The organism is Novosphingobium sp. TK46 (genome assembly GCF_055361525.1).
Window position 1 is genome coordinate 2,507,560 of the sequence record NZ_CM143963.1, and the last position, 11,725, is coordinate 2,519,284.

General features: G+C 63.3%; 12 protein-coding genes. 5 read left to right on the forward strand and 7 right to left on the reverse strand.

The window, feature by feature from the left end; all coding sequences use genetic code 11:
- Positions 1-10: 10 nt before the first annotated feature.
- Positions 11-1,606 carry a murein biosynthesis integral membrane protein MurJ gene (gene murJ, locus ACXJ1Z_RS11980; RefSeq protein WP_463776908.1) on the reverse strand — a complete coding sequence of 532 codons (1,596 nt, stop codon included), beginning with the start codon at positions 1,604-1,606 and terminating at the stop codon, positions 11-13.
- Between the two features lie 27 nt (positions 1,607-1,633).
- Positions 1,634-2,143 (reverse strand): protein-export chaperone SecB, encoded by a 510-nt coding sequence (gene secB, locus ACXJ1Z_RS11985; protein WP_463776909.1) that lies wholly within the window; start codon positions 2,141-2,143, stop codon positions 1,634-1,636.
- A 218-nt stretch (positions 2,144-2,361) separates the two neighbouring features.
- Here secB and ACXJ1Z_RS11990 point away from each other — a divergent pair, with 218 nt between their 5' ends.
- From ACXJ1Z_RS11990 to ACXJ1Z_RS12000, 3 genes are all read left to right on the forward strand, one after another.
- Positions 2,362-3,045: a Tim44/TimA family putative adaptor protein gene (locus ACXJ1Z_RS11990; protein WP_463776911.1), complete on the forward strand. Its 684-nt coding sequence runs from the start codon at positions 2,362-2,364 to the stop codon at positions 3,043-3,045.
- 44 nt (positions 3,046-3,089) lie between these two features.
- The gene (mltA, locus tag ACXJ1Z_RS11995) at positions 3,090-4,265 is read left to right on the forward strand and encodes a murein transglycosylase A (RefSeq protein WP_463781238.1); all 1,176 of its coding nucleotides are present in this window, start codon (positions 3,090-3,092) and stop codon (positions 4,263-4,265) included.
- Positions 4,266-4,402: 137 nt separating this feature from the next.
- Positions 4,403-4,834 carry a Smr/MutS family protein gene (locus ACXJ1Z_RS12000; RefSeq protein ID WP_463776913.1) on the forward strand — a complete coding sequence of 144 codons (432 nt, stop codon included), beginning with the start codon at positions 4,403-4,405 and terminating at the stop codon, positions 4,832-4,834.
- Between the two features lie 123 nt (positions 4,835-4,957).
- Here the strand turns inward: ACXJ1Z_RS12000 and ahpF are convergent, their stop codons facing one another.
- The 3 genes from ahpF to aroC form a co-directional block, all read right to left on the reverse strand.
- The gene (gene ahpF, locus ACXJ1Z_RS12005; RefSeq protein WP_463776915.1) at positions 4,958-6,568 is read right to left on the reverse strand and encodes an alkyl hydroperoxide reductase subunit F; all 1,611 of its coding nucleotides are present in this window, start codon (positions 6,566-6,568) and stop codon (positions 4,958-4,960) included.
- Positions 6,569-6,671: 103 nt separating this feature from the next.
- The gene (gene ahpC / locus ACXJ1Z_RS12010; protein WP_463776917.1) at positions 6,672-7,238 is read right to left on the reverse strand and encodes an alkyl hydroperoxide reductase subunit C; all 567 of its coding nucleotides are present in this window, start codon (positions 7,236-7,238) and stop codon (positions 6,672-6,674) included.
- Positions 7,239-7,388: 150 nt separating this feature from the next.
- Positions 7,389-8,456, reverse strand: a complete 1,068-nt coding sequence (aroC, locus tag ACXJ1Z_RS12015) for a chorismate synthase (protein ID WP_463776919.1) — start codon at positions 8,454-8,456, stop codon at positions 7,389-7,391.
- A 247-nt stretch (positions 8,457-8,703) separates the two neighbouring features.
- On the opposite strand from aroC, the gene ACXJ1Z_RS12020 reads away from it, so the two are divergent.
- Positions 8,704-9,051, forward strand: coding sequence for an arsenate reductase (locus ACXJ1Z_RS12020; RefSeq protein ID WP_463776921.1), 348 nt, complete (start codon positions 8,704-8,706; stop codon positions 9,049-9,051).
- Between the two features lie 46 nt (positions 9,052-9,097).
- Here ACXJ1Z_RS12020 and ubiG read toward each other — a convergent pair whose 3' ends face one another.
- Positions 9,098-9,847 (reverse strand): bifunctional 2-polyprenyl-6-hydroxyphenol methylase/3-demethylubiquinol 3-O-methyltransferase UbiG, encoded by a 750-nt coding sequence (gene ubiG / locus ACXJ1Z_RS12025; protein WP_463776922.1) that lies wholly within the window; start codon positions 9,845-9,847, stop codon positions 9,098-9,100.
- 78 nt (positions 9,848-9,925) lie between these two features.
- On the opposite strand from ubiG, the gene ACXJ1Z_RS12030 reads away from it, so the two are divergent.
- Positions 9,926-11,200 (forward strand): aspartate kinase, encoded by a 1,275-nt coding sequence (locus ACXJ1Z_RS12030; protein WP_463776924.1) that lies wholly within the window; start codon positions 9,926-9,928, stop codon positions 11,198-11,200.
- A gap of 43 nt (positions 11,201-11,243) precedes the next feature.
- On the opposite strand, the gene ACXJ1Z_RS12035 is transcribed toward ACXJ1Z_RS12030, so the two are convergent.
- Positions 11,244-11,633 (reverse strand): hypothetical protein, encoded by a 390-nt coding sequence (locus ACXJ1Z_RS12035; protein WP_463776925.1) that lies wholly within the window; start codon positions 11,631-11,633, stop codon positions 11,244-11,246.
- Between the last annotated feature and the right edge of the window lie 92 nt (positions 11,634-11,725).

Below are 11,725 nucleotides of genomic sequence, written 5' to 3' on the forward strand. Positions count from 1 at the left end.
ATTCGTGAACCTATTCGGGTTGATCGACCGGCCGTACAGCCGATTTACGTCCCCGTAGCTGTGCGAAGTGCCCCTTGTCGAGCGCGCCGACGAGCCATGCCACGGCGAAGAAAACGACCGAGCCGCTCCCGACCAGCAGCGACAGCGATCCCACCCGCTCGATGGCGGTGCCGCCGTAGTGATCGGCCAGCAGCGGCACGAGCGCCCACAGCGCGAGTGCCATCACCCCTGTCGCGGCAAACTGACGGATCACGCGGGAGATCAGCGGCCAGGACAACCGGAACCATCCGCGTGCATGCAACACGGCGTAAAGCGTCACCACGTTGAGACTGGCGGTGAAGGCGGTGGCACCAGCCAGCCCGACGATGCCATAGCGCGGCACAATGGCGATATTGATCGCGATGTTGATGACGAGCGAGGCGACGGCGATCCAGACCGGCGTGCGGGTGTCTTCGCGGCTGAAGAACGCCGGCTGGAACACCTTGACCAGGACATAGGCGGGCAGGCCGCAAACCAGGGCCGCGACGATCTGCGCCATGACTTCTCCCTGGATCTGCGTCATCTTCCCACCGACGAAGAATGCCGTGACGAATGCCGGGGCGCAGACTGACAGTGCGGCGGCTGCCGGCAGGGTCAACAGGGTCGACATCTCGACGGCATTGGCCTGTAGCTTCTGGGCGCCGGCATGATCGTCGGCTTGAATGTGGCGCGCCAGCATGGGGAGGATCGCGGTGCCCAGCGCGATACCGACGATGCCCAGCGGCATCTGATTTAGGCGATCGGCATATTTCAACAGCGTCAGCGAACCTTGCGCCAGCGATGTGGCAAAGAAGGTGTCGACGAACTGGCTGATCTGGTAGATCCCCGCCCCGAACGTCGCCGGCAGGATGAGACGCCCCAGGCGCTTCACGTCGGGAGTCAGTCGCGGATAGGTGATCCGGATGCGCACGCCGGCTTTGCGGGTGGCCCAGGCCATGTAGCCCAGTTGGGCGACGCCGGCGCCACCGACTGCCACTGCGATCGACCAGGCGACGGACACGTCGTCGCCCCCTGCGTCACGTAGCATGGCTCCGACCACGACCCCGGCGATCAACACGAGGTTGAGCAGGACCGGTACGAACGCACCCGGAGCGAAGCGTGCGTGCGCGTTGAGGATGCCCGACAGCATCGCGACCAGGCTGACGAAGGCGAGATAGGGAAACGTCACCCGGCTCAACGCGACGGCCAGTTCGAACTTGCCCGGGATCTCCTGGTATTCGGCCGCGAGCGCCCAGACAATGGCCGGCATGGCCAGCATCGCCAGCGCCGAAAAGGCCAGCAGAACCCAGATGAACACTGCCAGCACGTCGGCGGCGAAGCGTTCGGCGGCTGCAGTCCCGCCCTCGCGGGCAAGAACGCGCGTGTACATGGGTACGAACGCGACCGAGAAAGCCCCTTCGGCAAACAGCCGACGAAAGGTGTTTGGCAGGACGAAGGCCAGTTGGAAGGCGTCGGCGGCCAGTCCGGCACCAAGTACGCGGGCCAGCAGCATATCGCGAACGAAGCCGAACACGCGGCTGACTGCCGTCAGCCCGCCGATCGTGCCGACATTGCGGACGAGGCTCATTGTGCAAGCCTCGTCAGCGTGTCGCGATCAGGCATTCCCCGCAGGTTCGCCGACGCCCTGTTGAGCGGAAAGCTGCTGGGTGTAGAGGCCGTTGAAGTCGATCGGTTCAAGCATCAGCGGCGCATAGCCGGCATCACGCACGGCCTCGGAGATGATCGCGCGCGCGAACGGGAACAGGATGCGCGGTGCTTCGGCGAAGAGAAACGCGTGAGCCTGGGCATCGGCCAGGTTGCGCATGCCGACGAGCGCGCAATAGCTCAAGTCGATGGCGAAGGCGACGCCTGCGTCGGCGCGCGAGGTGACGACGATCTTGAGTTCGACCTCATGCACTTCACCCTCCACCGGCGTGGCGCCGATGTTGAACTGCACGTCGATCTGCGGTGTATCCTGCCACTGGAAGCTTTGCGGCGCGTTGGGATTTTCGACCGACAGGTCTTTGATGTACTGCGAGATGATGCCCGCGGCAGGGCCGGTGTCTTCGGCAAAGGTGTCGCTGTCGAAGTTGAGATCGGAGATGATGTTGCCTTCGTCGGCCATTTAACCAAAGCTTTCTGATGTCCGTGTCGATGACGCCGCGCCTAGCATCGCCGTCGTCGTGCGGCAATGGCACGCACATCCGGTATGGCATCGCGCGCACGCATGACTGGGAAATCTTCCCTAAGGCGGAACTCACGCGTTGTTCATTTGTAAAGTTTACCTATCTGGGTTTATGCTGCCGGATCACTCGGTGGTGACGGAAGGACGGTTAGCTAGACGTGACGGTCGAAATCGTAATCCTGGCCATGATCGCGGCCTTTTTGGGTCTGCGGCTCTATTCCGTGCTGGGCCGTCGGGCCGAGCATGAGGAAGAGCCGATCGCCGGCCGTCTCGATCCGCGCCGTGGCGCCGCGAACACGCCACGCGTGGCCGCGCCCGCCAAGTCCGATGACAACGCCAATGGCGCTGCCAACACCAATGTTCGCCAGCGTGAACTGCCGGCTTACCCGCCCGCGGTCGAGCGTGGTCTGCGCGACATAACCTCCGCGGATCGCCGCTTCGATGCGGTCGCGTTTCTCGACGGCGCGCGCGGTGCCTATCGCATGATCCTCGAAGCATATTGGGCTGGCAACAAGGCGGAGCTTCGCGAATTTTGCGACGACGACGTTTACGAAGCTTTTGCTGGGGCAATCGACGCGCGTACCGAAGCCGGTGAGACGCTTAACAACCGGCTGATCCGCATTGAGGACACGTCGATTACCGCCGCCGGGATGGATGGTAACGTCGCGCGCATCACCGTTCGCTTTCGTAGCGATATCGCTGCAGTTACCCGCAACAGCGATGGGGCGGTTATCGCCGGTTCGTTGGACGATGCGATCGAAGCGATCGACGTCTGGACGTTCAGCCGTAACGTAACGTCCGCCGATCCGGACTGGCTGCTCGACGAGACTGACGAGGGCTGATCTTGCCGTCCAGTGCGGGGTTCCGACGAGGGGTTCGTCTTGTCCTGATCCCGGCTTTCCTGGCGGCCTTGGCCGCTTGTGGCGGTCTGGTGCCGGAACCGGGCGAATTGCCCCGCGGGGCTATGAAGCCGGCGGCCGCCAATGCAAACACCGCGTTGCAACTCGGTCTGCGAGAAGGGCCCGCGATCGACTCGCTGAGCCTACGGCAGGCGGATGCGGCGGCCGCGTTGCTGTCCTTTCGCGAGAGTTGCCCGCGTCTGACAACGCGAACGGATCAAAGCGGCCTGACGCGACCTGACGACTGGAAGGCCGCGTGTGCGGCCTTCGCGACTTGGCCCTATGCGCAATCCGCGGATTTCTTCACCACCTACTTCGAAGCGGTTCAGGTCGGTGATGGTCGCGCGTTCGCGACCGGATACTTCGAGCCGGAGATTGCCGGGTCGCGGACGCACATCGCGGGGTACGACACCCCGGTCTATGCCGTTCCGCCGGACCTGATCAGAGCCAGGCCCGGCGATGCCGCGCCTGTCGACAACGGACAGATGCTGTTGGGCCGTTATGACGAAGCTGGGCGGTTCCAACCGTACTTCGACCGTGGCCAGATCGATGATGGTGCCTTGGCGGGCAAGGGTCTGGAACTCGCGTGGGTCCGCGATCCCGTGGAGTTCTTCTTCCTGCAGGTGCAAGGGTCCGGTCGGCTGCGGCTGCCCGATGGCGGCGTCATGCAAATCGGCTATGCCGGGCAGAACGGCCTGCCTTATACCGGGATCGGCGCGGTGATGCGCGAGCGTGGCCTCATCGGGGAGGGGCCAGGCCAATACCCGGGCTCGATGCAGGGCATCATGCAGTATATTCGCGCAAACCCGGCCGAAGGCCGCGCGCTGATGCGCGAGAACCGTAGTTGGGTGTTCTTTCGTGAACTGAAAGGTGATGGGCCGCTTGGCGCGCTCGGTGTGCCGGTTCGAGCGCAAAGTTCGGTGGCTGCCGATCCCCGCTTCGTTCCACTTGGCGCGCCGGTCTGGCTTGATCTCGATCGAACCGAGGCGAACGGATTATGGATCGCTCAGGACACCGGCGGAGCGATCAAGGGGGCCAATCGCTTCGATACGTTCTGGGGGACTGGCGATGACGCCCGGCGTATCGCCGGAGGCATGAGCGGCAATGGCCGTGCGTTCATTTTGCTGCCGAAGGGCGCGCTAGAGCGCCTGGGCGCCAGATGAGGCCGCCCCGCCGGCTTACCAGCGATGAGGCAGCGCTGTGGCGCAAGGTGGCGGTGACCGTCACGCCACTGGATCGGCGTCGGATTTCGGCGGTGCCCTCGCAAGACCCTCCGTCTCCGCCAAATCCATCGCAACCGATGGTCAAGACGCCGAAGCCTTCGTCCGCGAGATCGCTGGTGCCGCCGGATCACCCCAAGCCGTTAATCCGCAAGCCCAACGACAATTTGGGTCTGGACTCATCCTGGGAGCGCAAGATCGCCCGTGGCGTGCTGGATCCCGATTTCAGCCTCGATCTGCACGGTTCGGGACTGGACCAGGCGTATGGACGGCTGATGCACGGGCTGAGCCAGGCTCGCGCCATGGGCGCACGAGTCGTTCTGATCGTCACCGGCAAGCCACGCCCCACCGAGGCGGCGGATCGCGGAAGCGCGCGTGGGGCGATCCGCGCCAAGATCGTCGATTGGCTGGGTGCCAGCGAACATGCGGGCTCGATCGCGGCGATCCGTGGCGCGCATCGACGTCACGGCGGACAAGGCGCACTGTACGTGGTGTTAAAAAAAACCCGTTGAAGGCCACGCTGCTGTAAACCCATCCGTTCAGGACGAGTGTCGGGCATCCGCCAACCCTTGAAGTCGCAAGGTCGGCGGCGGCCCAAACGACCGCCGCCTATGCCTTCAGCGCGACCCGAAGCCTTACTCCGCTGCGACGGCCTCCTGGAACTCCTGCGCGATCTCCTCGACGGGCTCGTTGCGGATCAGGTAGTCAAAGGCGCTGAGTGCGGCCTTCGAACCTTCGCCCATGGCGATGATGATCTGCTTGAACGGCACCGTGGTGGCGTCTCCCGCCGCGAACACGCCGGGCAGGTTGGTAGCGTTGTGCGCGTCGATCACGACTTCGCCAAAGCGCGTCAGTTCGAGGCCCGAGTCCTTGAGGAACTCGGTGTTGGGCACCAGACCGATCTGGATGAAGACACCTTCCAACTCCACCTTGTGCTCGGTCCCGGTCTCACGGTTCTTGTAGACGAGGGCGTTGACCTTCTCGCCGTCACCTTCCACTTCCGTGGTCTGTGCCGAAACGAGGATGTCGACGTTCTTCATTGAACGCAGCTTGTCCACCAGTACCTGATCGGCGCGCAGCTTGCTGTCGAACTCGACCAGCGTCACATGGCCGACGATGTTGGCCAGATCAATCGCCGCTTCGACGCCCGAGTTGCCACCACCGATCACCGCGACGCGCTTGCCCTTGAACAGCGGGCCGTCGCAATGCGGGCAGTAGGCGACGCCCTTGTTGCGATATTCCGCCTCGCCGGGAACGCCCAGGTTGCGCCAACGTGCCCCGGTGGTGAGGATCACCGAGCGCGCCTTCAGCGAAGCGCCGTTGGCAAATACCACTTCATGCATTCCGCCCAACCGGGTCGCCGGAATGAGCCTTTCGGCGCGCAGCAGGTTCATGGAGTCGATCTCATACTCCTTGACGTGCTGTTCCAGTGACCCTGCCAGCTTGGGGCCTTCGGTATAGGGAACCGAAATGAAGTTTTCGATGCCCATGGTGTCCTGCACCTGGCCGCCGAAACGTTCGGCAGCGATGCCGGTGCGGAAGCCCTTGCGCGCGGTGTAGATAGCGGAGGCTACACCTGCTGGACCGCCGCCGATCACCAGCACTTCGTAGGGATCCTTGTCCGCAAGCTTGGCGGCGACGCGGGCGTCGGCACCGGTGTCGAGCTTGGCGAGGATTTCCTCGACGCTCATCTTGCCCGAACCCCACATCTGATCGTTCAGGAAAACGGCCGGCACAGCCATCACGCCGCGCTCATCGACTTCCTGCTTGAAGGTTCCGCCCTCGATCAGGGTTGCATTCACGCGTGGGTTGAACAGCGCCATCAGTGTCAAGGCCTGCACCACGTCGGGGCAGTTGTGGCACGATAGTGAGAAATACATCTCGAAATCGAAATCGCCCTCGAGATCGCGGATGGCCTGCAGCGTTTCGTCGGAAACCTTCGGAGGGTGCCCGCCGGTCCATAGCAAGGCCAGGACAAGCGAGGTGAACTCGTGGCCAAGGGGAACGCCGGCAAAGCGCACCCATACCGATGCGTCGGACGCACGGCGGATAATGAAACTGGGCCGGCGCGCGTCATCGCCGTCGTAGGTGGCGGTAACCTTGTCGGACAAGCCGGAAATGGTCTCCAGCAACTCGCGCGTCTCGGTCGACTTGGCGTCGGCGCCCAGCGAGGCGACGAGCTCGATCGGCTCGCGCAGCATTGCGAGATATTGCGAGAGCTGTTGCTTCAAGGTGGCGTCGAGCATTGGTCGAAAACTCCATGAAAGTAGTGGTGGTGACGGCTCCGGATCCACGGCCGGGATCGACGGAGCCGCACCTTACGCGGCCATCAGGCCGCGCGGATTATCGTCAGATCTTGCCGACGAGGTCGAGAGACGGAGCCAGCGTCTCGCCGCCTTCTTCCCACTTGGCCGGGCAAACCTGACCGGGATGCTCGCGCCAGTATTTGGCAGCCTTGATCTTGCGCACCAGTTCGGTGGCATTGCGGCCCACGCCCTCTGGGGTGATCTCGACCAGCTGGATAACGCCGTCGGGATCGACCACGAAGGTGGCGCGATCGGCAAGACCGGCGCCTTCACGCAGCACGCCGAAGTTGTTGGTCAGCGCATGGTTCTGATCGCCGAGAAACGCATAGGTCAGCTTGCCGATGGTCTCGGACGTGTCATGCCAAGCCTTGTGACTGAAATGCGTGTCGGTCGAGACGCCGAAGACCTCGACGCCGAGACCCTGCAGGGTGGCATACTGCTCACCAAGGTCTTCGAGCTCGGTGGGGCAAACGAAGGTGAAGTCCGCGGGATAGAAGAAGAAGACCGCCCACTTGCCCTCGATGTCCTTCTCGGTGACGTCGAAGAACTCCTTGCCGGCCTGGAAGGCAGTGTTCTTGAACGGCTTGATGGTGCTACCGACGATACCCATGGGTGATTATCTCCTGGTTGGTTGAACTGTCGAGAACCGGAGATAGGGTCGGCAAGACGCACTTGGTAGCCAAAAGGTCCGATGGGCTTGATCGGCTAACCCGATCACCAAGCGCTGAATTGAGTGACTGCGGCGATAAGTTGCTTTGGTTCAGCCACATTGCCCACGATGCAGCAGCTTATGGTCTGCCAGCACCAGCGCCATCATCGCTTCGACCACAGGCACGCCGCGAATGCCGACGCACGGATCGTGCCGCCCCTTGGTCATCAGCTGAGTCGCCTCGCCATCACGTGTGATGGTGGGTTGCGGGGTCAGGATCGAGCTGGTGGGCTTGAACGCCACACGCACGACGATCGGTTGCCCGGTCGAGATGCCTCCGGCGATGCCGCCTGCATGATTGGCATCGAAGACCGGCCCGCCATCGCCGGGGTACATCGGATCGGCGTTCTGTTCACCCGACAAACGCGCCGCGACAAAGCCGTCGCCGATTTCCACGCCCTTGACCGCATTGATGCCCATCATCGCGGCAGCAAGGTCGGCATCGAGCTTGCCGTAAAGCGGCGCGCCCCAACCCGCCGGAACACCGGTGACGAGACATTCGACCACGGCGCCGATCGAGGAGCCAGACTTGCGGACGGCCTCGAGCTGAACGGCCCAGCGTTCCGCCGCCTGCGGATCGGGGCAAAAGAAAGGGTTGTTGCCGATTTCGCTCGGATCGAAGTTGGCGCGATCGATCACGTCCCCACCAATCTCGGTCACATAGGCAAGGATCGCTGCCTCGGGGATCACCAGCCGGGCGACGCCGCCGGCGGCCACCCGCGCTGCCGTTTCGCGCGCCGAACTGCGCCCTCCGCCGCGATAGTCGCGAAAGCCATATTTGGCATCGTAGGCATAGTCGGCGTGTCCGGGACGATAGGCCTTCGCGACCTCGGAGTAATCCTTCGAACGCTGATCGACGTTGTCGATCATCAGCGAGATCGGCGTACCGGTGGTGCGTCCGTCGAACACGCCGGATAGGATGCGGACCTGATCGGGTTCCTGGCGCTGGGTGGTGTATTTGGATTGCCCCGGGCGTCTTGCATCCAGGAATGGCTGCAACACCGCCTCGCTGATCGCCAGACCGGGAGGGCAGCCATCGACGACGGCACCAAGAGCCGGCCCATGGCTCTCGCCCCAGGTGGTGAAACGCAGCAGGCGGCCGAAGCTGTTCACGCTCATGCGCCCCCCCTTGTCGCCAGATCGCGCCTTTGTCCAGCCGGGGCTCGGAGGGACGGTCAACTTCATCGTCGTCATCGGATGTCGGCACGCCCTTCGGCATGGTCGCGCCTGTCAGCGATATCGCGCGAATGGAACGTTCGCTGGGGGACATCGATCATTGCGGACGCGGGGGGTGCTGCCGTAGTACGCCGCCTTCTGGCCGACTACTCTGCCGAGAGGCGTTGCGATCCATACGAAGGGCAAATCCGTGAGCGTCACTCTGTTCGGCATTCCAAACTGCGATACGATGAAAAAGGCACGCGGCTGGTTGGATCAGCACGGCATCCAGTACGATTTCCATGATTACAAAAAACAGGGCGTCGATCCCGAGCGGCTGGCGGGCTGGGTGGATCAGGCCGGCTGGGAAGTCGTTCTGAACCGGCGCGGCACGACGTTCAGGGCGCTGCCCGAAGCGGAGAAGACCGATCTCGATGCAGGCAAGGCCGTGGCGATCATGGCAGCGCATCCCAGCTGCATCAAACGCCCGATCGTCGAACATCGCGGCGGACTGCTGGTCGGCTTCGATGCGCAGGCCTGGGGTGAAGTCCTGCTCTGATCGCGCCGTTTTGCGTCCATCACCGGGATGGGCTGCAATCGCGCTTTCAGCTGCGCAATGCGATGCTAATGTAGTTGAGTGCCGCGTCGTCGCTCAAGTGCAGGCCCTTCACCGGAGACCAGGCAATGCCCCGGGGCTTGCCCATCGTGAACCCGGCTGCGGCGAGCAGTTCGCCAAGCTCGTCGGGCGTGATGAAATCATCCCAATGGTGCGTTCCACGCGGCACCTGACCCAGGCGCTCGGCAGCTTCGACGAGCAGGATGCGCGATCTGGCGGTGCGGTTCGGAGTGGACAGCACCAGCAATCCGCCCGGCGCGACAGCGTTCGTAAGCGCGGAAACGAACGCTCCCTTGTTGGCGACGTGCTCGATGACTTCCATCGCGCAGACCAGATCGTACCCGGTTGGCGCGATATGGCCGATGTCGCCCGCCCGATAGTCGATCTCCAGGCCCATCGCGGCGGCATGGCTGCGTGCAGCGGCGATATTTTCCGCTGCGGCGTCGATCCCGGTCACGTGTGCGCCCAGCCTTGCGAGTGGTTCGGCAAGCAGGCCCGCACCGCAACCGACGTCGAGAGCGCGGCGTCCCGTCAATGGCTTCAGCGCCCGGCTATCGGTTCCGAAATGGTCGTCGATGGCGGCCCTGATAAAGCCCAGCCGCACCGGGTTGAGCCGATGCAACATGGCCGAAGAACCCTTCGCATCCCACCATTGCGCGGCCAGCGCACCGAAGTGCGCGGCTTCGGCAGGGCGTATCGTGGCGGAGATCGCGGTGTCAGCCGTGGTTGCATTGTTCATGGGCACCTCCTAACAGCGCGCCGAACTTGAATCCACCTGCCCGCATAGTCGGGCTCGCGCTAGAGGGGCATCGAAGACGTGGCTCGCATCGTGATGAAATTCGGCGGCACCTCGATGGCCGGCACCGAGCGCATCCGGCGCGTGGCGGGTATCGTCAAACGCCAGCAGGCAGCGGGCCACGAAGTCGCGGTGGTGGTGTCGGCCATGGCGGGCGAGACCGACCGGCTGGTGAACTTCTGCCGTGAAGCCAACACGCTTTACGATCCCGCCGAATACGATGTCGTCGTCGCTAGTGGCGAGCAGGTGACATCGGGCCTGCTGGCGCTCACGTTGCAGGCGATCGGTTGCAAGGCGAGGTCCTGGCTGGGCTGGCAAGTGCCGATCCACACCGACGATGCCCACGCCAAGGCGCGGATCGAGAACATCGATGCCGAGGCGCTGCTCGCATCGATGGCGGCAGGCGAGATCGCGGTGATCCCCGGATTCCAGGGCGTTTCGCCCGAAGGGCGTATCACGACCCTGGGTCGAGGTGGTTCGGACACGTCGGCGGTGGCCGTCGCCGCGGCGATCAAGGCCGACCGGTGCGATATCTACACCGATGTCGATGGCGTCTATACCACCGACCCACGCATCGTCGCGCGGGCGCGCAAGCTGCCGCTGGTGACTTACGAGGAAATGCTCGAGCTGGCTTCGGTCGGCTCGAAGGTGCTGCAAACCCGCTCGGTCAGCCTTGCCATGAAGGAGAAGGTGCGCGTTCAGGTGCTTTCCTCGTTCATCGACGAAGACGCGCCGGCCGCCGATACTCTGCCGGGCACATTGATCGTCAGCGACGAAGAACTGGCCAACGCCGAACTGGAAGGAAGCGACATGGAACGCCAGCTGATCACCGGCATCGCCGCCGACAAGAACGAAGCCAAGATCACCCTGACCCGCGTCTCCGATCGACCGGGCGCAGTGGCCGCGATCTTCGGCCCGCTTGCCGATGGCAACATCAACGTCGACATGATCATCCAGAACGTCGCCAAGGAGAAGGGCGAAACCGACGTCACTTTCACCGTGCCGATATCGGACCTGGCGCGTGCGCAGGCGCTGCTTGAAGAACGTCAAGAGTCTATCGGCTACTATCGCCTGATCGCAGACGATCAGGTGGCCAAGATCAGCGTTGTCGGCGTCGGCATGCGCAGTCACGCCGGCGTCGCTTCGACCATGTTCCGCACCTTGGCAGAGCGCGGCATCAACATCGAGGCGATCTCCACCAGTGAGATCAAGGTATCGGTGCTGATCGATTCGGACGAGACCGAGCTTGCCGTTCGCGTGCTGCATACCGCGTACGGCATGGACGCCGCGAGCTGAGCGAAATGCTCCGGACGGCGGTGGGCCTATCCGGAGCCGAATTTCAACCGAGCGTAGCCTTGTGGAATTGCTCCATGGTCAGCCGGATCTGCCTGGTGGCGGCTGACATACCGGCTAGATCGTTATTCTGCGATGCCGATCGCGCGGCGCTGTAATCGGCCATCACACGGGAAATCAGGTGGGCGGGCAGACGTTCTTTGTAACGCCCGAGATCCTCGCCAATACCCGATAATTGGTATCGTGCTTCATCCAGATTTACTTCTTCGGCATCGATCTGCCACGCAAGCCAGGCCGCTCTGCCGGCGATCTCGATCGCCGCGTTTGCAGCCTTGGGCTTGTCGATGGAGGCAAGCGTCGAAACGCCATCCGTAACGTCGTTGGCAGGGACCGTCTCGTCCATATCGCTATCGCGTTGTAACAGCGGCGCGGCCATTTCGAGGTTCTCCTACTTAACCGATCTTCCGCCGGTACCTGCTTAGTGCGCAAAAGCGCCTTTTGTTCCCGCATCCTAGCGTGGCATTGTGG